Source organism: Micromonospora halotolerans, assembly GCF_032108445.1.
GTDB classification, from domain to species: domain Bacteria; phylum Actinomycetota; class Actinomycetes; order Mycobacteriales; family Micromonosporaceae; genus Micromonospora; species Micromonospora halotolerans.
Genome location: NZ_CP134876.1, coordinates 2,947,206 through 2,966,583 on the forward strand (window position 1 = coordinate 2,947,206; position 19,378 = coordinate 2,966,583).

The window sequence follows — 19,378 nt, forward strand, 5'->3', positions numbered from 1 at the left end:
TTGTTAACCGAGGTCTGCGGCCCGCGCGGCGCGAACCGCCGCGTACGCGTCGACCAGGCCCGCGCCGACGAGGTTCCGGGTGCCGCCGCAGGGCGCGTCGGCGGGTGCCCCGGCCGGCGTGGCCGTCTCGGCCAGGATGCGCCGGGTGCGGTTCAGGTCGCCGACCAGCGCCGGGTTGGCCGACCACATGAGCGCCACCGCGCCGGCCACCTGCGGGGTCGCCATCGAGGTGCCGTCCAGGGTGGCGTAACCGCCCCCGGGGAACGCCGACGGCACCCCGGCGCCCGGCGCCACCAGGTCCGGCTTGGCGGCGCCGCCGACCGCCGGCCCCCGGCTGGAGAACTCGGTGAGCCGGCGGGCCCGGTCGACCGCACCGACCGTGAGCACGTCCGGGTACGGCGCCGGCGGGTCGGCGATCGAGCCGCAGTACGGGCCGGTGTTGCCGGCGGCGGCCACCACCAGGATGCCGGCCGCGGCCAGCGCGGCGGTCGCCGGGCGCAGCGCTCCCGGGTCGCAGCCCTCGACCGGCGGGCAGCCCCACGAGTTGGTCAGCACGTCCGGGGCCCGGTGCGGCCGACCGTCGGTGAGCGGGTTCCCGCCCGGCGGGAACGGCGCCAGCATGAACTGGAGGCAGTCCAGGTAGCGTGCCGGGCTGCCCAGGTTGCGGTCGAGGTTGACGCAGCCGACCCAGCTCGCGCCGGGGGCCACCCCGATCCCGTTCCGGCCCACCGCGCTGCCCACCGTGTGCGTGCCGTGGCCGCCCCGGTCGGCCGGCGTCGGGCGGTGCTCCCAGGGGTCGTACCAGGAGTCGTCGCCGCCCCGGAAGCCGGCGGCCAGAGCCGGGTGCCGGCCGTCCACCCCGGAGTCCGAGCTGCCCACCACCACGCCGGCGCCGGTCACGCCCAGCTCCGACCAGACCCGGTCCGCGCCGATCAGCGACACGTTCCAGGTCGGGCCGGTCGGCGCCGGCACCTCGCCCCGGGTCGGGGGCGCCGCCGCGGGCAACGGGCGCAGCTGCTGGCTGACCAGCACCCGGGCCACCTCCGGTCGACCGGCGAGCCAGGCCCGGACGGCCGGCCCGCCGTCCGTCTCGATGGCGTTGACCAGGTAGTACGGCGTCGGGTGCAGGCGCAGCCGGTCCAGCTCGCGGCGCAGGTCGCCCTGGCTGCGTTCGGCCGTGGCCACCAACCGCCGGTAGACCTCGGCCGCCCGGGCGTCCCGGCCGGCCCGACCGGGCGCCCCGGCGGGGATGCCGGTCAGGTCGGCCTGCTCGCGGAGCACCACCAGCAGGCGTTCGCCGTGCAGGCCGGGCTGGCCGGGGACGGCGTACACCACGACGAGGGCGGCGAGGAGGGCTCCGGCGGCCAGCCCGGCCAGGCCACGCCGGGGCGCGCGGGCGCGGGGCCGGGCGAGCAGCACGCCGTACCCGACGGCGAGCAGGACCGCGACGGCGAACGCGACGCCGGTCGCGACCGCGACCCAGAACGGGACGTCGCGGGTGGTCGCCAGCAGGACGGTGATCTCCTCCGGGTCGGTGAACGCCAGCGGGCCGAGCAGCGCGAGGCCGACCAGCCAGCGCACCGGCCGGGGCCCGGCCGCCCGGCCCGCGTGCCGGGCCGCCGCCTCCAGCGCGCCCAGCACGAAGCCGAGCGGGGGCAGCAGGAGCAGCCCCGGCAGGTGCGCGCCGGACTGGCCGGCCCCCGCGGCGAGCAGCGCCAGGGTCACCCCGGCGACCAACCCGCCGACGAGCACCAGCCGGGCCGGCCGGGGTGGCGTGCCGACCGCGAACGCGGCCCAGAACGCGGGGCCGAGGAGCACCCCGGCCAGCGCGCCCAGCGCGGCGGCGGCCAGCCCGGCGAGCAGGGTCTCCGGCGCGCCACCCAACGCGCCCACCCAGGCCCACGGCAGCAGCGACGCCAGCCCGGCGGCCACCGCCAGCAGCGTCACCGGACCGAACCGCCCCGCCCGGCCACCCGCCCCCGCCGCACCGTCGTCCGGCCCGGCCGGCGTGCGAAGGGAGGCCGGCGGAGCGGCGGCCACCGGCGGGGCGGACGGGCGGCGGCGGGCGAGCCGGGCGAGGGCCAGGGCGAGCAGCGCCGCGGCCGCGGCCAGCGCGGCCAGGTACGCCTCGTGGTGCACCGGCGGCAGCGCGCGGAGCAGGGTCAGCGCGCCGAGCACGAGCGTGCCGGCCAGCCAGGCGCGGCCGGTCGCCCGGACCGCGGGGGAGCGGGGAAGCAGCGCGAGCGCCAGCGTGGGCGCGCCCACCAGCAGCACGGTGACCAGCGCCACCACCGGCCAGACGGCCACCGAGCGGTCCACGCCGGAGACCAGCACGAGCTGGTCGACCACCCAGCCGACGAGCTGGCCGGGCACCGTGACCAGCACGGCCCAGACGCCGGTCGCCGCCGCGGCGACCACCGGCCACGGCCCGGTCTCCGGGCGCGGGGGTGGGAACGGAGGGACGGGAGCGGTGGGTGGGCCGGCCTGCATGGCCCTCACCGTACGGCCCGACGGGTGCCTGCCGCCGGAGTGCGCCGCCGGTTACCGTGGACAGGTGCGCGACCCTAATGTGTCCCGATCCGCGGCCGGTCAGCTCTCCGTCGAGCGCCGCGCCGATGACCTGCGCCGACTCCGCGCCGAGCGGTTCGACGTGCTGGTCATCGGTGGTGGCGTGACCGGTGCGGGCGCTGCGCTCGACGCCGCGTCGCGCGGCCTGAAGGTGGCCCTGGTGGAGGCGCGCGACCACGCCGCCGGCACCTCCAGCCGGTCCAGCAAGCTGATCCACGGCGGCCTGCGCTACCTGGAGCAGCTGGAGTTCCACCTGGTGCACGAGGCGCTGACCGAGCGCGGGCTGCTCGCCACCCGGCTGGCCCCGCACCTGGTGCGCCCGGTGCCGATCCTGGTCCCGCTCCCCGCCGAGGGCGGGGTGCGCGACCTGCCCCGCCGGTTCTTCCGCCGCTCCTACTACGGGGCCGGTGTGGCCGCCTACGACGTCTTCGCCGGGCTGTTCGGCGGCGGGCGGGGCATGCCGCTGCACCGGCACCTGACCCGGGAGGGCGCCCACCGGATCTTCCCGAGCCTGCGGCCCGACCGGCTGGCCGGCGCAATCCGCTACTACGACGGCCAGGTCGACGACGCCCGCCTGGTGGTGACCCTGGCCCGCACCGCGGCGAGCCTCGGCGCGACCGTGGTGACCAGCGCCCGGGCGGTCGGCCTCATCCGGCAGGCCCGGGAGGTCACCGGGGTCCGGGTCCGCGACCTGGAGGCGCCCGCCGGCTCGCCGGACGCCGAGTTCGAGGTGCACGCCCGCACGGTGATCGCCGCGACCGGCGTGTGGAGCGACGACATGTCCCGGATGCTCAACGACGTGGGGCTGCGCCCCGGCTTCCGGGTCCGGGCCTCCAAGGGCGTGCACCTGGTGGTGCCCCGCTCGGCGATCACCGGCGAGGCCGGCCTGATCCTGCGCACCGCCACCAGCGTGCTGTTCGTCATCCCGTGGGGCGGCCACTGGATCATCGGCACCACCGACACCGACTGGCGGCTGGACCGGTCCCACCCGGCGGCCACCGCCAAGGACATCGACTACCTGCTGGAGCAGGTCAACGCGGTGCTGGACCGCCCGCTCACCACCGCCGACATCGAGGGCGTCTACGCCGGGCTGCGCCCGCTGCTGGCCGGCGAGGCGGACTCCACCTCCAAGCTCTCCCGGGAGCACGCGGTCGTCGAGCCGATGCTCGGGCTGCTGCTGGTGGCCGGCGGCAAGTACACGACGTACCGGGTGATGGCCTCCGACGTGGTCGACCGGGCCGTGCACCGGCTGGGCTGGACCCGGCCGTCGCGCACGGCCGACCTGCCGCTGCTGGGCGCCGACGGGTACGCGGCCATGTGGCGGGACCGGGCCGACCTGGCCCGCCGGCACGGGGTGCCGGTCGGGGTCGTCGAGCATCTGCTGGAGCGTTACGGCACCCTCACCCTCGACCTGCTCGCCCTGGTCGACGCCGATCCGCTGCTCGGCTCCCCGCTGGCCGGCGCACCGGAATACCTGGCCGCCGAGGTGACGTACGCGGCCCGCGCCGAGGGGGCGCTGCACCTGGAGGACGTGCTGACCCGGCGTACCCGGATCTCCATCGAGACCAGCCACCGCGGCCTGGAGTCGGCGGAGCACGCCGCGGAGCTGATGGGTGCGGTGCTCGGCTGGGACGAGGCGACCCGCGCCCGTGAGGTGGCCCACTACCGGGCCCGGGTGGAGGCCGAGCGGCAGTCGCAGCTGATGGCGGACGACGTGGCGGCCGACGCGGCCCGGCTGGGCGCGCCGGACGTGCGCGGCTTCGCCGCGGACCGGGGCGGCGACGGCGACAGCGTCGAACTGCCGTCGCGGTGACCCGCCGGTAACGTCGGTCCGGAGGGTTCCGGCCTTACCTACGGAAGTGTAGGTTTCCCCGCGTGATTCGCCCATCCTGGTCGCGCGTCCGCGCTCTGTCCGTCGGCGTCCTCCTGGCGATCGTCCTGTCCGGCTGCTCGCTGTTCGGTCGCGCCGAGGGTGCCACGACACCGGGTGAGGCGGGCGCCCCCTCGCCGACGCCGGCCGGTCGGCGGGTCTCCCTGGTGCAGCAGGTCGGGTCGAGCGGGCCGCCGCGCACCCTGGAGGTGGAGCCGTCCGGGCGGTGGCAGTGCCGCGACTGCGCGGGCGACGGGGTCGACTCGACCGGGGCGCTCACTCCCGAGCAGACGCAGCGGTTGCAGCGGACGCTCGCCGACCCGGCTCTGGCGCAGGAGACCGATGAGGCCCGGCACTACAAGCAGGGCTGCATCGACGCGCTGACCTCGACGCTGCTGATCCCGCCGGGGCTGACCATCACCATCCAGGACTGCCCGGGCGAGCCGAAGCCGCCGGTGGCCTACCAGGTCCTGCTGCTGATCACCCAGGCCACCCCGGCCGAGGACAAGGGCTGAGCCTCAGCACACCTTGCCGGGGTTGAACAGCCCCGCCGGGTCCAGCGCGGCCCTGATCGCCTGGTGCACCCGTACGCCGACCGGGCCGATCTCCCGGGCCAGCCAGTCCCGCTTCAGCAGGCCGACGCCGTGCTCGCCGGTGCAGGTGCCGCCCAGCTCCAGCCCGAGCCGCATGATCTCGTCGAAGGCCCGCCGCCCGCGCGCCAGGCTTTCCGGGTCGGCCCGGTCGACCACGATGTTCGGGTGCATGTTGCCGTCGCCGGCGTGCCCCACCACGCCGATCGGCACGGCGCACTCCTCGGCGATCCGGGCCACCCCGTCCAGCAGCGCCGCCAGCGCGCCCCGCGGCACCGCCACGTCGTCGATGACCAGGCCACCGTTGCCGCCGGGGAAGGTGTCCGCGGCGAACTTCTCCATGGCCGGGTGGGCCAGCCGCCGGGCCTGGAGCAGGGCGGCCGCCTCGGCCGCGTCGGTGGCCGCGTAGACCTCGTCGGCCCCGGCCGCCGTGCACACCTCGGCCAGCCGGGCCAGGTCGTCGGCCGCCCGGGAGCCGGTGTCCACGGCCGCCAGCAGCAGCGCCTGGGCGTCGGTCCGCAGGCCCATCGGCCGGTACGCCTCGATGGCCCGCAGGTGGGTGCGGTCCAGCAGCTCCAGCAGGCTCGGGGTGAGCCCGCGCGCGGCGACCCCCGCCACGGCCGTGCCGGCCGCCGCCGTGGTGGGGAAGACCGCCACCAGGGTCAGCGACTCCTCGGGCGCCGGGCGCAGCGCCACGGTCACCTCGGTGATCACGCCGAGGGTGCCCTCCGAGCCGACGAACAGCCGGGTCAGGTCGTAGCCGGCGACGCCCTTGGCGGTGCGCCGGCCGGTGCGCAGCACCTCGCCGGAGGCGAGCACCACCTCCAGGCCGAGCACGTACTCGGTGGTCACGCCGTACTTCACGCAGCACATGCCCCCGGCGTTGGTGGCCACGTTGCCGCCGATCGTGGACGACTCCCAGGAGCCGGGGTCGGGCGCATACCAGAGGCCGTGCTCGCGGACCGCCCCGGCCAGCGTCGCGTTGACCACGCCGGGCTCCACCACGGCGATCCGGCTCACCGGATCGACCTCCCGGATCCGGTCCATGGCCACGGTGCTCAGCACCACCGCGCCGTCCACCGCGTTCGCCGCCCCGGCCAGCCCGGTCCGCGCCCCCTGCGGCACCACGGGTACGCCGTGCCGGGCCGCCGCACGGACCACCGCCACCACGTCGGCGGTGTCGCGCGGGCGGACCACCACCAGCGGGGTGCCCGCCTCGCACAGGTCGGCCTCGTCCCGCGCGTGGGTCGCCAGCAAATCGGGGTCGGTCAGCACGGCCGCGTCACCGAGAGCGGTTCGCAGGTCGTCGAGGAGGGGATGGGCGGCCATGCCGGGAAGGCTAGGTCGTGCCGGCGGGGATGACCAACCGGGCGTACCGTTGGTCGTCATGCTCTACCTGGACCCGCCCGCGGTGCCCTGGCGGGGGCGGCTCTGGTCGCACCTGGTCAGCGATGTCTCGTACGCCGAGCTGCACGCCTTCGCCGAGGCGCTGGGCCTGCCCCGGCGCGGCTTCGACCGGGACCACTACGACCTCCCGGCCGAACGCGTCCCGATGGCCGTCTGGCTGGGCGCCCGGCTCGTCCCGTCCCGCGAGATCGTCCGCCTCCTCCGCGCCGCCGACCTGCGCCGCCCCAAGCCCCGCGCGGTCCCCGCTCCCGGCGCGGGCTCGCCGGTGGCGCCGCGGAGCCCCGGGACCGGCGCAGGCTCGCCGGTGGCGCCGCGGAGCCCCGGGATCAGCGCAGGGTCGCCAGTTCCCGGGTGAGGTTGGCGCGGGCGCGGGACTCCCAGCGGGTGTGCGGCTCGGGAAGCCGGTAGAGCGCGGGGAGGGCCAGCAGATTAGTCAGCACGGCGGCCCGGCCGGCGCGGAAGTCCGGGTCGGGGACGTGCGCGTACTCCCGGCGGACCGCGGCGGCGTAGCGGTCGTAGTCGGCGGGCGGGGCGGCCAGGACCGCCAGGTCGGCGTCGCAGAGCAGGGCTCCGTCCGGGTCGTCCGGCCCGACCGCGTGGCCGGCGGTGAGCAGCACCAGCCGGCGTATCCCGGTCACCGCGTCCGCCGGCAACCCGGCGGCGGTGAGGAGCTCCCCGGCCAGCTCGGCGCTGGCCCGCTCGTTGGCGTCGCCGCCGGCCCGCGGGTCGTACACCGCGTCGTGGCACCACGCCGCCAGCCGGACCAGGTCCGGGCGGCGGGCCGACCCGGCGTACGCGTCGACCACGTCGAGCACGGCCCGCAGGTGGGTCACCGTGTGATAGTGCCGGTGCGGCTCCCGCCAGCCCGTCAGCAGTCGAGCCCCGGCCCGGTCGACACCGGCCGGGTCGGTCGCCCCCGCCGTCCGGGTCGCGTCCCGCCACCGATCGATCAGCTCGTCCACGCCGTGCAGTCTGCCCCACCGCGACCGGTGCCGAGGATTCAGCGCAGGCGGGACGGGTAGTACCGGCCATGGCCGTGGCCCGGGACCGTCGACCGCAGTTCCTCCGGCGTACCCCGTTGCGTGAGGGCCTGGTCGACGTCGACGGCGCGCGGATCTCCGAAGCCGTGGAGCAGCTCCGGCACCGCAGCAAGGCCACGCTGCACGACCGGCTGCACCGGGTCCGCACCGCGGCCGGCCTGGCGGTCCAGGCCGGCCTCGCGGCCGGCCTGGCCTACCTGATCTCCCACCGGCTGCTGAACAATCCGCAGCCGGTGTTCGCGCCGATCTCGGCGGTGGGCACCCTGGCCGCCTCGGTCGGCCAGCGGTTCCGCCGTACCGTCGAGTTGATCATCGGGGTGGCGGTCGGGGTCGCCGTCGGCGATCTACTGATCTACTTCCTGGGCACCGGCGCCTGGCAGCTCGGCGCGGTGGTCACCGCGGCGATCCTGCTGACCGTCTTCGCCGGGGCGAGCGTGGCCATCGTGATCCAGGCGGCGGCCACCGCCGTGCTGATCGTGACGCTCAGCCCGTCCACCCAGAACCTGGAGATCCCCCGCTTCGTCGACGCGTTCCTCGGCGGCGGCATCGCGCTGCTGGTCACCGCGATCCTGCTGCCGCTCAACCCGCTACGGGTGATCAACCGGGCGGCCCGCCCGGCGCTGGACCTGCTCGCCGGGCAGCTCGATATCTGCGCGGACGCGCTGCGCAGCCGGGACCGGGGCACGGCCCAGCAGGCGCTGTTCCGACTCCGGGAGAACAAGGAGGAGCTGGCCGCCCTCTCCGAGGCCATCGAGGGTGCCAAGGAGACCATCACCATCTCGCCGGCCCGCTGGCACCGGCGAGACGAACTGACCCACTACGCCGAGGCGGCCGACCCGATCGACCGGGCCATGCGGAACAGCGGCACGCTCATCCGCCGCTCGGTCACCATGATCGAGGACGAGGAGCCGATCCCGGAGCCGATGCCCGACTCGATCGCCCACCTGGCCGAGTCGGTCCGCCTGCTGCGGCACGAGTTCGCCGTCGGCGAGGAGCCGGAGAAGGCCCGGGAACGGTCGCTGCGCGCGGTCAGCGAGGCCGGCCGGGCGTACGCCGAGGGGGTGGGGTTCTCCGGCAGCGTGGTGATCGCCCAGGTGCGGACCACGGCGAGCGACCTCCTGGTGGCCTCCGGCATCGACCAGGAGGACGCCAACCGCCTGGTCCGCCAGTCCTTCGGCGACCGGGAGCAGCGCTCCGGCGAAACCACCGAGCAGGAACCCGCCCCTAAACCCCCCACCGCACCCCCGGTCGGCTGACCCCGGCTCACGGGAGGGTGGCCAGGGCGGTGAGGAGGGCGTCCACGTCGGATCTCGTGGTGCCGAGGCCGAGGCTGGCGCGGAGGGCGGTGGGGGGCAGGTCCCGGCGGCCGCTGCGGGTCGCCGCCTCGGTGAGCAGGCGGCGGGCGAGCGGGTGGGCGCAGAACAGGCCGTCCCGGACGCCGATCCGGTGCGCGGTGGCCAGGTGGGCGGCCACCTCGGCGGAGTCCCGGCCGGCGACCACGAAGCTGACGATGCCCACCCGCGGCGCGTCCGGCCCGAAGGTGCGCAGCTCCACCACGTGCGGCAGGGCCGCGATGCCTGCCCGGAGCCGGGCCAGCAGCGCCTGCTCGCGGGCGTGCAGCGCGTCCCGGTCGGCGCCGGCCAGCGCCCCGCAGACGGCGGCCAAAGCCACCGCGCCGAGCAGGTTCGGGGTGCCCGCCTCGTGTCGCGCCGGGCCGGTGGTCCACCGCACCTCGTGGGTGGCCGCCCCGACGTGGCTGGTGGCACCGCCGCCGGCCAGGTACGGCGGGGCCGCGTCCAGCCAGTCCGCCCGGCCGACCAGCACGCCGGCGCCGAACGGGGCGTACAGCTTGTGGCCGGAGAGCGCCAGGTAGTCGACGTCCAGCGCGGCCAGGTCCACGGGGGCGTGCGGGGCGAGCTGCGCGGCGTCCACGAGGATCCGGGCGCCGTGCCGGTGGGCCACCCGGGCCAGGTCGGCCACCGGCCAGCGCTCCCCGGTCACGTTGCTCGCGCCGGTCACCGCGACCAGCACGGGCAGGCCGGGCCGGGCGTCGCGGGACAGTTCGCTCAGGGCGGCGTCGAGGGAGCGGACCGCGCCGCCCGGGCCGTCCGGCACCGGGAGCCGGACCGAGCCGCGCGGCCAGGGGAGCAGGTTCGCGTGGTGCTCGCCGGCGAAGGTGACCACCGTGGTGCCGGCGGGCAGCGCCCGGGCCAGCAGGTTCAGTGCGTCGGTGGTGTTCCGGGTGAAGATCACGTGGTCGTCGGGGCGGGCGCCGAGGAAGTCGCCGACCGTCTGCCGGGCCCGCTCGTAGGCCAGCGTGCAGCGCCGCGACAGTGCGCCGGCGCCGCGGTGCACGCTCGCGTACCAGGGCAGCAGCTCGGCCACCGCGTCGGCCGCGGCCCGCGCGCACGGCGCGCTGGCCGCGTAGTCCAGGTTGATCTCCCCCGGTACGCCGAGCACGCCGAGCGGGTCCGGCCGGCTCGGGGTGACGAGCGTGGGCAGCGAGGGTACGAGGGTGACGGTCATGCCGGAGCCTCCCGGGTCCAGGGGGACCCCGGGTGGGTGGGCACCGGGACGGGGTCCGCGCTTGCCCAGCACGCGGATCGGGCTGGGCCCGGTCATCACCCGGGGCACCCCACCGCGAACTCGACGAGGGTTGCCGGCCAGCAAGCCGGGGCTTGACGCTGGCACTCGTGACCTGTCCGGCAGCATAGCGGTCGCGATGCGACCGGACCAGTGGGTCGCGGATGACTACGCTGACCGCATGGCCGTCACCCCGCCCGGCGGAGCCCTGCCGCCGCCGCCGACCGCGCCCGCCGTCCCGCCCGGGACGCCGGCTCCCCGGATGCCGCTGCGCCGGCTCGGCTGGCGGCGGTTCCTGGCGCTGGCCGGGGTGGTGCTGCTGATCGCGGCCGGCGCGGTCTTCATGGTCTTCACGCTGGGCGAGAGTCTCGGCGCGGAGGCGCTGCTGGTCGGCGTCATCGCGGCGATCCTGCCGGTGCCGGTGCTGGTCTCCTGCTTCCTCTGGCTCGACCGGTACGAGCCGGAGCCGCTGAAGTACCTGATCTTCTGCTTCGCCTGGGGCGCGTTCGTCTCCACCGCCATCTCGCTGCTGGTCAACGAGACCGGCGCCCGGCTGTTCGACCACTGGGGGCTGCCCTCGGCGCTGACCGCCGTGCTGGTCGCCCCGTTCATCGAGGAGCTGACGAAGGCCGCCGGCCCGCTGCTGCTGCTGATCTTCCGCCGCCGGGAGTTCTCCGGGGTCACCGACGGCCTGGTCTACTGCGGGCTCTCCGCGGTCGGCTTCGCCATGGTGGAGAACATCCTCTACCTGGGCGGCTACGGCTACCGCACGGGCGTCGAGGAGTACGGCCCGGCGACCGGCGCGCGCCAGGTGATCGCCATCTTCATCGTGCGGATCCTGCTCTTCGGCTTCGCCCACCCGCTGTTCACCTCGATGACCGGTGTGGGGCTGGGCGTCGCCGCGCGGACCGCCGACCGGCGGGTGCGTTTCCTCGCCCCGATCGCCGGCCTGCTGCTGGCCATGATGCTGCACGGCACCTGGAACCTGCTGCCCTCGCTGGCCGCCGCCACCGGGCAGCCGCTGATCGCGCTCTACGGCTACATCGGCGTGATGGTGCCGATCTTCTTCGGCATGGTCGGGCTGGCCGTCTGGCTGCGCGCATGGGAGGGGCGGCTCACCGAGCGGACCCTGCCGGACTACGTCCGGGCCGGCTGGCTCAGCCCACCGGAGGTGGCCGCGCTGGGCAGCCTGGGGCGGCGGCACGCCGCCCGGACCTGGGCCCGGCGGGTGGCCGGCGACGGCGGGGTGAGGGCGATGCGCGGCTACCAGTTCGCCGCCACCCGGCTGGCCCTGCTGCGCGACGGGATGCGCCGGGGCCTGGACCGCAAGCCCGCCGAGCGGGACCGGACGGCCCGGGAGGAGCGGGAGCTGCTCGACGCGATCGGGGCGTACCGGGCGTTCTTCGTGGGCCGGGACCCGCAGGCGCCGGTCGGGGTCTGGGACGGGCAGCGCTACCACCTGCGCTTCCCGGACGGATCGCGGCGCCCGGTCGAGGCGCCGGACGAACCGGTGGTGCCGATCCCGGTGGTGCTGGCCCCGCCGCCGCCCCCGGCCTTCCCACCCGGTTACGGGCCGTCCGGCTGGCACGGTCACCGCTCGTCGGCCCCCTGGCCCCCGGCCTGACCCTCGCTCGGAGCGGAGCGGGTCAGGACATCAGGCCGGTGAGGAAGTCGCCGAGGCCCTGCGCGATGGCCATCAGGGCCACCCCGATCCCCTTGAACAGCTGGGCCGCACCGTCCGGCCGGAAGGCCATGAAGTAGATCAGGAACGCGAGGAATCCCCAGGCGAGAATCTTCTTCACGACTACCGGCATGGTCCCTCCCCAGGGCGCGGTCGTGCCTGGGGCTTCCCGCCGGGCGGCGGCGCAAACGGCGGGGCCGCGCCTACAGGTAGAGGCCGGTCGAGCCGGTCGGCTCCTTCTCCACCCGCTCGGCCGCCACGGCGTGCACGTCGCGCTCGCGGAGCAGGACGTACGCCCGGCCGTGCAGCTCGACCTCCGAGCGGTCGTCGGGGTCGAAGAGCACCCGGTCCCCGGAGACGATGGAGCGGACGTGCGGGCCGACGCCCACTGCGGTGGCCCAGGCCAGCCGCTTGCCGACCGCTGCGGTGGCCGGGATGACGATGCCGGCGGTGGAACGGCGTTCCCCCTCGCCGTTCTCGGTACGCACCAGCACGCGGTCGTGCAGCAGGCGGATCGGCAGGCCGGCGTCGAGGTTCTGGTCGGCGGTCACGCGAAGACGCTACCGCGTGCCCGCCGGTCGATCCCGGTGTGGTTGGGCCGGGCGGCAGGGGGCAATGTGTGGCGGAGTCGCCCTAGGGTGGGGCGGACGGACGTATCCTGTCCCCCCTGTGTCGTGGGCGGACCAGTTATGCGGGAGGTGCGCTTGAGCCGCTTCGAGCGGATGCGCGGACGGCTCCGCCGCGCGTACGAGTCCGGCCGCGAGTCGGCGCGGGCCCGGCGGGCGGATCCGGACCGGTCGGCGGACGAGTCGCGCCTGGCCTCGCCCTCCTCGCCCGGTCCGGCGGCACCTCCGGCGGCGACCGTGGTGGGTGCGGAGCCCCGGCCGTCCGTGCACGCCTCGACGAGCAGCCAGGACGACGTGGAGGTGCCGCACGCGCTGCGGATCGCCGCGGCCTGGTGCTGGCGGCTCATCGTCGTCGGCATCGTCACCTGGTCGCTGCTCAAGATCGTCGGCACGATCCGCATCGTGATCATCCCGCTGGCGGTCGCGCTGCTGCTCTCCGCGCTGCTCGCACCGGCGGTCGGCTGGCTGCTCCGGGCCCGCCTGCCCCGCTCGCTGGCCACCGGCGTGGTGCTGGTCGGCGGCCTGGCCGCGGTGATCGGCACGCTGACCCTGGTGGTGAACGAGTTCATCCAGGGCGTGCCGGAGCTGAGCGAGAAGTCGTCCGAGGGTGTCCGGCAGATCCAGAACTGGCTCAAGACCGGCCCGTTGCACCTCTCCGACAGCCAGCTCAACCGCTACATCGACGAGGCGCAGAGCTGGATCAACGACAACACCGAGAAGTTCACCAGCGGGGCGCTCAACACCGCGGCCACCCTGGCCGAGGTGCTCACCGGCACGGTCCTGGTGCTGTTCGCGACCTTCTTCTTCCTCCGGGACGGCAGCAAGATCTGGCGGTTCCTGGTCCGGTTGCTGCCGGTGAACGCCCGCTGGAAGGTGGACGACGCCGGCCGGGCCTCCTGGTCGACGCTCGGCGCCTACGTGCGGGCCACCGTGCTGGTCGCCTTCATCGACGCCGTGGGCATCGGCATCTTCCTGGTCATCTTCGACATCCCGTTCGCGTTCCCGCTGGCCGCGCTGGTCTTCCTGGGCGCGTTCATCCCGATCGTCGGTGCCTTCCTGTCCGGCGTGGTGGCCGTGCTGGTGGCGCTGGTCGACAGCGGCCCGGTGACCGCGCTGATCATCCTGGGCGTGGTGATCGGCGTGCAGCAGGTCGAGGGGCACGTGCTCCAGCCACTGATCATGGGCCGGGCCGTGGCCATCCACCCGCTCGCCGTGATCATCGGCATCGCCGCCGGGGTGGTGCTGGCCGGCATCGCGGGCGCGCTGGTCGCGGTGCCGCTGATCGCCGTCCTCAACACCGCGGTCCGCCGGCTGGCCGCGCGGACCGTGCCGGACACCCCACCCGACGCCGTGGTGGTCGCCTCCCAGGCCCCCTGACCGGCCGAGCCCTGGACGCCCGCGTCGCCCCCGCCCGGGGGAGGCGCGGGCGTCAGCCCTTTCCGAGCCGCTCCAGCGCGCCCCGAGCCACATCGGGGCGGGTGGTGTACCAGAACGGGGGCAGCGAGCGGCGCAGGAACGGGCCGTAGCCCCGGGCGGTCTCCAGCCGGGAGTCGAGCACCGCTACCACGCCGCGGTCGCCGGTGGCCCGGATCAGCCGGCCGACCCCCTGGGCCAGCCGTACCGCCGCGATCGGGACGCTCACCGCCGCGAAACCGGAGCCGCCGCCGGCGTCCACGGCCGCCGCCCGGGCCGCGGCCAGGGGCTCGTCGGGGCGGGGGAAGGGCAGCCGGTCGATCACCACGAGCTGGCAGGAGTCGCCCGGCACGTCCACCCCCTGCCACAGCGACATCACGCCGAACAGGCAGCTCTCCCGCTCCTCCCGGAACCGGCGGACCAGCAGCGGCAGGGCCTCCTCGCCCTGGAGCAGCACCGGCAGGTCGGTGCGCGCCCGCAGCAGCTCCGCCGCCTGCTGCGCGGCCCGCCGGGAGGAGAAGAGCCCGAGGGTACGCCCACCGAGCGCGCCGACCAGCGCCAGCAGTTCCTCGCCGGCCGCCTCGGGCAGCCCGGAGACGCTGGGCCGGGGCAGGTGCGCGGCGACGTACAGGATGCCCTGCCGGGCGTAGTCGAAGGGCGAGCCGACGTCGAGCGACGTCCAGCCGGGGCCCTCGGTGGCCGGGACGGTGCCGATCGCCGCCCGGCTGCCGTCGGTGCTCGCCACCGGGGGTGTGGTGCCGGTGCGGCCGGCGGCGGCCGTCGCGGCCAGCGCGGCGGCGGCCGGGGACGGCGGGGCGGGCGGCGGCGCGTCCAGCCCCAGCGCCCGGGCCACCGTGTCGAACCGGCCGCCCAGCGCCAGGGTGGCCGAGGTGGCGACCACGGTGCGTTCGTCGTAGAGGTGGGTGGCGAGGGTGCCGGCGACGGAGAGCGGCGCCACCACCAGCGCCCGGCGGCTGCCGTTCTCCGGTTTCTCCACCCAGGCCACGTCGTGGTCGGCCTCCTCCAGCAGCCGCTGCGCGGTCTTCGACAGCTCGTCGAGCACGGCCTTGGCCTGCTGCTTGCGCACCGGGTCCGGGTCGTCGGCCTTGACGTCGCCGATCGCCTCCAGCGCGGCCCGGGTGGCGGCGTCGAGCAGGGTGCAGGCCTCGCGCAGCGCGGGTGGCAAACCGGCGGTGATCCGCCCGGCCGGCGCCTCGGCCAGTCCCACGGCGAGCGCGTCGCCGGCCTCGGTGAGGCGTTCGGCCACCTCGGGGCGGAGCAGCGGCCGGGCTCGCCGGGCGGACCGGTCGATGAGCTGGGGTTCCAGCTCGGCCTGGGCCGCCGAGGAGACCCGGTCGGCCAGCTCGTGCGCCTCGTCGACCACGAGCAGCTTGTGCGGCGGCACGATGTGCCGGCCGGCGAGCATGTCGACGGCGAGCAGGCTGTGGTTGGTCACCACGATGTCGGCCTCGCGGGCGCGGGCCCGGGACGCCTCCGCGAAGCACTCCTGGCCGAACGGGCAGCGGGTGGCGCCCACGCACTCCCGGGCCGGCATCGAGATGCTCCGCCACACCTGGTCGTCCACGCCCGGGTCCAGCTCGTCCCGGTCGCCGGTGGCGGTCTTCTCGGCCCAGTCGCGCAGCCGCTGCATCTGCTTGCCGAGCCGGCCCGCCTCACCGAGCCACTTCGTGCCGCCGGCGGGGCGCGGCGCGTCGAAGAGGGTGTCCTCGGGCTCCTCCTCGACCGAGCTGTCCAGCCGGGCCAGGCAGAGGTAGTGGTGGCGCCCCTTGAGCACGGCGAAGGTGGGACGCCGGCCGAGCACCGGCTCGACCGCGTCGGCCAGCCGGGGCAGGTCGTGGTCGACCAGCTGGGACTGCAGCGCCAGGGTGGCGGTGGAGACCACCACCGGGCCGTCCACGGTCAGCGCCGGGGCCAGGTAGGCCAGCGACTTGCCGGTGCCGGTGCCGGCCTGCACGAGCAGGTGCTCGCCGGTGGCGATGCTCCGCTCGATCGCCTCGGCCATCTGCTGCTGGCCGGGGCGTGCCGCGCCACCGGGGACCGCGCCGACCGCGGCCGCCAGCAGCTCGCCGCCGGGCCGGCCGCCCCGGCGCTTCTTCGGGACGGGGCCGGTGGCGGTGCGGGGCGCGGTCACCGTGCGACCGTACCCGCCTCCGCCGACAGGGGACCTGTCGCTCCGCCGCGTGGCGTGGCCGGCGGGTCGCGTCCGGTTACCTGCCGATCGCGTCGCGTGGCCGGAATCGGTTAGGGTGCCAGTCATGCCGAGCGACGTGGTCCGCGTGATCTACCGCAAGTACGACGGCAGCGCACACCGCGACTACCCGGCCCGCCGCCTCGCCGAGGACGACCTCGGCGTCTGGCTCGGCGTCCCGGCCGGCACCGAGTCGGTCTACCACGGCCGGCCCTCCGTGGAGCAGATCCCGTTCGTCCTGCTGGTCCCCCGGCAGGGCTGGTGGACGGGCATGTTCAACCCGCCCCCGCGCACCAGCGAGGTCTACTGCGACATCGCCACCCCGGCCCGCTGGGAGGGCGAGGAGACGGTCCACCTGGTCGATCTCGACCTGGACGTGGTGCGCCGGCGGGAGACCGGCCTGGTCGAGCTGCGCGACGAGGACGAGTTCGCTGAGCACCGGGCCCGCTGGGGTTACCCCGACGACGTGGTGGCCGAGGCCGAGGCCGCCGCCCGCTGGCTGCTCGGCGCGCTCGACGACGGCACCGAGCCGTTCGCCACCTCCTACCGGAAGTGGCTGGCCCTGGTGGTCTGAGCCGGCCTCAGTAGCGCGGCGGCCAGTCCTCGTCGGCCCCCACCCCGTCCAGGTGGGCGACCTTCTCGGGGTTGAGCTGGTTGAAGACGCCGGTGATCCGCCCCTCGTGCACGGCGAACGAGGTGACCATCCGCAGCGGCCGTCCGTCCCGGAACGCCGTCTCCGCCTGCCAGCCCAGCGTGCCGTCGACCAGCACCGGGCGGGCGTGCAGCGGGCCGCCCCAGCGGGCGGCCTGGCCGAAGAGGCCGAGGATGAACCGGCCCGCCAGCTCGGCGCCGACCACCGGCCGGCGGGCGGCCGGGAAGTGCCCGCCGCTGTCGCCGATCACCACGACGTCCGGGGCGAGCACCTCGACCAGCCGGTCCAGCTCGCCGGACTCGACCGCCGCCACGAAGGCGGCGAGCACCTTGTGCTGCTCGGCCAGGTCGGCCGTGTGCTTCGGGACGTCCGGCGCCGTGACCGCGCGGCGGCCGCGCGAGGCGAGCTGCCGGGCCGCCGCCGGGGTGGTGCCGAGCACCTCGGCGACCGTGGCGAACGGCACGGCGAAGACGTCGTGCAGCACGAACGCCACCCGCTGCTCGGGGGTCAGCCGTTCCAGCACCACGAGCAGAGCGGTGCCGAGCTGGTCGGCCCGGACCGCCCGCTCCGCCGGGTCGGGGGCGAACCCGTCCGCCGCCGGCGCCGCGCTCACCACCGGCTCCGGCAGCCACTGACCGGGGTACGCCTCGCGGCGCACCCGGGCGGACCGAAGCACGTCGAGGCAGATCCGCGAGCAGGTGGTGGTGAGCCAGCCGCGCAGGTCACGGATCTGTTCGCGGGCGGCCGGGTCGCCGAGCGCGCCCGCGTAGCGCAGCCAGGTCTCCTGGACCGCGTCCTCGGCCTCGCTCCGGCTGCCCAGCATCCGCTGCGCGACCGCCAGCAGGTGCCCGCGTTCCGCCTCGAACTCCGCCGCCCGCTCGTGCACGTCGCGCTCCTCCCGCCGGAGTCCCATTCTCCCTCCGTACCCCTGGAGGCTTCGCCGCCCCCCGCCGTGACATCGCTCGGGAGGCGGGGGCGGGCGGGGTGGGTGAGGATCGTGGGATGAGCGGTGTCGACGAGGTGGTGCGACCCGAGGGCGGGTCGATGCGGGATCTGCTCCGGGCGGGCCCGGGCGCGGTGGACCTGGCGGCGGTGGATCCCCGGTCGACCCCGGGGCTGCCCGCGGCCGCCGGGCGCGGCAAGCGGCGCAAGGAGTGGGCGCGCGGGCAGGTCGAGCTGCTCGGCGCGGAGCTCGGCCGGCAGCAGGAGATGCTGTACGCGTCCGCGAAGGGCGCGGCCGGCCCGGACAGCGCGACCAGCGCACCCACCCAGGCCGGCGCCCACCTGGCCGGCGACCGCCCGCGTCGGGTGCTGCTGGTGCTCCAGGCCATGGACTGCGGTGGCAAGGACGGCACGGTCAAGCGGGTGGCCGGGGCCATGAACCCGCTCGGGCTGCACATCCGCTCGTTCGGCCCGCCGACCGAGGAGGATCGGCGGCACGACTTCCTCTGGCGGATCCGCCGGGCCCTCCCGCCCCCCGGCTACGTGGGCGTCTTCAACCGCTCGCACTACGAGGACGTGCTGATCGCCCGGGTCGAGGGCCTGGTCGACGAGGCCACCTGGCGGGGCCGCTACGACCTGATCAACGACTTCGAGCGGGAGCTGACCGGCAGCGGGGTGACCGTGGTCAAGGTCATGCTGCACATCTCGCACGCCGAGCAGGGTGAGCGGTTGATGGAGCGCCTCACGGACCCGACGAAGTACTGGAAGTACAACCCGAGTGATCTGGACACCCGGGCCCACTGGGACGATTACCAGGCCGCGTACGCCGAGGCGATCGAGCGGTGCGGCCCGGACGACGCGCCCTGGTTCGTGGTGCCGGCGGACCGGAAGTGGTACCGCGACTGGGCGGTGGCGCACCTGCTCAGGGAGACGTTCGACGGGTTGGATCTGGGGTATCCGCCTGCCGATTTCGACCTCGCGCGGGAGCGGGACCGGCTGCGGAGCGAGGGCGGTACGGGACAAGGTGAACGGCAGGTGAACGAGCGGTGAATCGGGCCTGACCAGGGGTGGGCCGGCGATTGCCCGGTTCCACCGGGTACCTAGCATGCGCAGAGCAGACGCCTTCCGGGGCGACCGCCACCCTTCCACCGACACGACGAGGTCCGTGCTGTGAAGTTTTCCTTCCGTCCCACCGAGGGCGCCTTCTACGAGCTCTTCACCAGGGCCGCGCAGAACCTGGTGAAGGGGACCGAGCTGCTCAACGAGCTGGGCCTGCCGGATGTCGAGGTCCAGTCGGTGAGCGAGCGGCTCACCGAGGTCGAGCACGACAGCGACCAGATCACCCACGAGCTCTACAAGAAGATCAACTCCACCTTCATCACCCCGTTCGACCGGGAGGACATCTACCGGCTGGGCTCGCTGCTCGACGACGTGATGGACCACCTGGAGGCGGTCGGCAACCTGCTCTACCTCTACGGCCTCACCAAGCTGCCGTCGCTGCCGCGCGAGATGCACGAGCTGGTGAACGTCCTCGACCAGCAGGCAAAGCTGACCGCCGAGGCGATGCCCCGGCTCAAGTCGATGAAGGATCTCGAGGACTACTGGATCGAGTGCAACCGCCTCGAGAACGACGGTGACCAGGCGTACCGGATGCTGCTGGTCCGCCTCTTCAGCGGTGAGTACGACGCGCTCACGGTGCTGAAGATGAAGGAGGTGGCCGACGAGCTGGAGGCCGCCTGCGACGCCTTCGAGCACGTCGCCAACACCGTCGAGACCATCGCGGTCAAGGAGTCCTGA

Annotated in this window: 17 protein-coding genes and 1 riboswitch; of the genes, 9 read left to right on the plus strand and 8 right to left on the minus strand. The window is 75.5% G+C overall.

The features are described from left to right. Positions 1-3 precede the first annotated feature (3 nt). Positions 4-2,490, minus strand: coding sequence for a S8 family serine peptidase (locus RMN56_RS14035; protein ID WP_313724211.1), 2,487 nt, complete (start codon positions 2,488-2,490; stop codon positions 4-6). Between the two features lie 79 nt (positions 2,491-2,569). Here RMN56_RS14035 and RMN56_RS14040 point away from each other — a divergent pair, with 79 nt between their 5' ends. Together RMN56_RS14040 and RMN56_RS14045 are read left to right on the plus strand one after the other, a co-directional pair. After that, positions 2,570-4,381: a glycerol-3-phosphate dehydrogenase/oxidase gene (locus RMN56_RS14040; protein WP_313724741.1), complete on the plus strand. Its 1,812-nt coding sequence runs from the start codon at positions 2,570-2,572 to the stop codon at positions 4,379-4,381. Positions 4,382-4,443: 62 nt separating this feature from the next. Continuing rightward, positions 4,444-4,953, plus strand: a complete 510-nt coding sequence (locus RMN56_RS14045; RefSeq protein WP_313724212.1) for a hypothetical protein — start codon at positions 4,444-4,446, stop codon at positions 4,951-4,953. Between the two features lie 3 nt (positions 4,954-4,956). On the opposite strand, the gene RMN56_RS14050 is transcribed toward RMN56_RS14045, so the two are convergent. Beyond that, positions 4,957-6,357, minus strand: a complete 1,401-nt coding sequence (locus RMN56_RS14050) for an FAD-binding oxidoreductase (RefSeq protein WP_313724213.1) — start codon at positions 6,355-6,357, stop codon at positions 4,957-4,959. 58 nt (positions 6,358-6,415) lie between these two features. Here RMN56_RS14050 and RMN56_RS14055 point away from each other — a divergent pair, with 58 nt between their 5' ends. After that, the gene (locus RMN56_RS14055; protein ID WP_313724214.1) at positions 6,416-6,790 is read left to right on the plus strand and encodes a DUF4031 domain-containing protein; all 375 of its coding nucleotides are present in this window, start codon (positions 6,416-6,418) and stop codon (positions 6,788-6,790) included. Here RMN56_RS14055 and RMN56_RS14060 read toward each other — a convergent pair. Next, positions 6,762-7,397 carry an HD domain-containing protein gene (locus RMN56_RS14060; protein ID WP_313724215.1) on the minus strand — a complete coding sequence of 212 codons (636 nt, stop codon included), beginning with the start codon at positions 7,395-7,397 and terminating at the stop codon, positions 6,762-6,764. The genes RMN56_RS14055 and RMN56_RS14060 overlap by 29 nt on opposite strands. A gap of 74 nt (positions 7,398-7,471) precedes the next feature. On the opposite strand from RMN56_RS14060, the gene RMN56_RS14065 reads away from it, so the two are divergent. Further along, positions 7,472-8,731, plus strand: a complete 1,260-nt coding sequence (locus tag RMN56_RS14065) for an FUSC family protein (RefSeq protein WP_313724742.1) — start codon at positions 7,472-7,474, stop codon at positions 8,729-8,731. Positions 8,732-8,738: 7 nt separating this feature from the next. On the opposite strand, the gene RMN56_RS14070 is transcribed toward RMN56_RS14065, so the two are convergent. Next, positions 8,739-10,001: an aminotransferase class V-fold PLP-dependent enzyme gene (locus RMN56_RS14070; RefSeq protein ID WP_313724216.1), complete on the minus strand. Its 1,263-nt coding sequence runs from the start codon at positions 9,999-10,001 to the stop codon at positions 8,739-8,741. Between the two features lie 52 nt (positions 10,002-10,053). Continuing rightward, a riboswitch (SAM riboswitch) is annotated at positions 10,054-10,174 on the minus strand. 23 nt (positions 10,175-10,197) lie between these two features. On the opposite strand from RMN56_RS14070, the gene RMN56_RS14075 reads away from it, so the two are divergent. Next, positions 10,198-11,682: a PrsW family intramembrane metalloprotease gene (locus RMN56_RS14075; protein WP_313724217.1), complete on the plus strand. Its 1,485-nt coding sequence runs from the start codon at positions 10,198-10,200 to the stop codon at positions 11,680-11,682. A 22-nt stretch (positions 11,683-11,704) separates the two neighbouring features. On the opposite strand, the gene RMN56_RS14080 is transcribed toward RMN56_RS14075, so the two are convergent. Further along, positions 11,705-11,872: a hypothetical protein gene (locus RMN56_RS14080; RefSeq protein WP_167364318.1), complete on the minus strand. Its 168-nt coding sequence runs from the start codon at positions 11,870-11,872 to the stop codon at positions 11,705-11,707. 70 nt (positions 11,873-11,942) lie between these two features. Further along, the gene (locus RMN56_RS14085; protein ID WP_151463382.1) at positions 11,943-12,290 is read right to left on the minus strand and encodes a GroES family chaperonin; all 348 of its coding nucleotides are present in this window, start codon (positions 12,288-12,290) and stop codon (positions 11,943-11,945) included. Positions 12,291-12,428: 138 nt separating this feature from the next. On the opposite strand from RMN56_RS14085, the gene RMN56_RS14090 reads away from it, so the two are divergent. Beyond that, complete coding sequence (locus tag RMN56_RS14090) at positions 12,429-13,742, plus strand: AI-2E family transporter (RefSeq protein ID WP_313724743.1); 1,314 nt, start codon at positions 12,429-12,431, stop codon at positions 13,740-13,742. 52 nt (positions 13,743-13,794) lie between these two features. On the opposite strand, the gene RMN56_RS14095 is transcribed toward RMN56_RS14090, so the two are convergent. Beyond that, on the minus strand, positions 13,795-15,930 hold the full coding sequence (locus RMN56_RS14095) for an ATP-dependent DNA helicase (RefSeq protein ID WP_313724218.1): 2,136 nt from the start codon (positions 15,928-15,930) through the stop codon (positions 13,795-13,797). Positions 15,931-16,054: 124 nt separating this feature from the next. On the opposite strand from RMN56_RS14095, the gene RMN56_RS14100 reads away from it, so the two are divergent. Continuing rightward, positions 16,055-16,561 carry a DUF402 domain-containing protein gene (locus tag RMN56_RS14100; RefSeq protein ID WP_262282840.1) on the plus strand — a complete coding sequence of 169 codons (507 nt, stop codon included), beginning with the start codon at positions 16,055-16,057 and terminating at the stop codon, positions 16,559-16,561. Between the two features lie 7 nt (positions 16,562-16,568). Here RMN56_RS14100 and sigJ read toward each other — a convergent pair whose 3' ends face one another. Beyond that, entirely contained in the window at positions 16,569-17,552 is a 984-nt protein-coding gene (gene sigJ / locus RMN56_RS14105) for an RNA polymerase sigma factor SigJ (protein ID WP_313724219.1), read from the minus strand. Positions 17,553-17,641: 89 nt separating this feature from the next. Here sigJ and RMN56_RS14110 point away from each other — a divergent pair, with 89 nt between their 5' ends. Further along, positions 17,642-18,631 (plus strand): PPK2 family polyphosphate kinase, encoded by a 990-nt coding sequence (locus RMN56_RS14110; protein WP_313724220.1) that lies wholly within the window; start codon positions 17,642-17,644, stop codon positions 18,629-18,631. 120 nt (positions 18,632-18,751) lie between these two features. Beyond that, on the plus strand, positions 18,752-19,378 hold the full coding sequence (locus RMN56_RS14115; RefSeq protein WP_148431186.1) for a DUF47 domain-containing protein: 627 nt from the start codon (positions 18,752-18,754) through the stop codon (positions 19,376-19,378).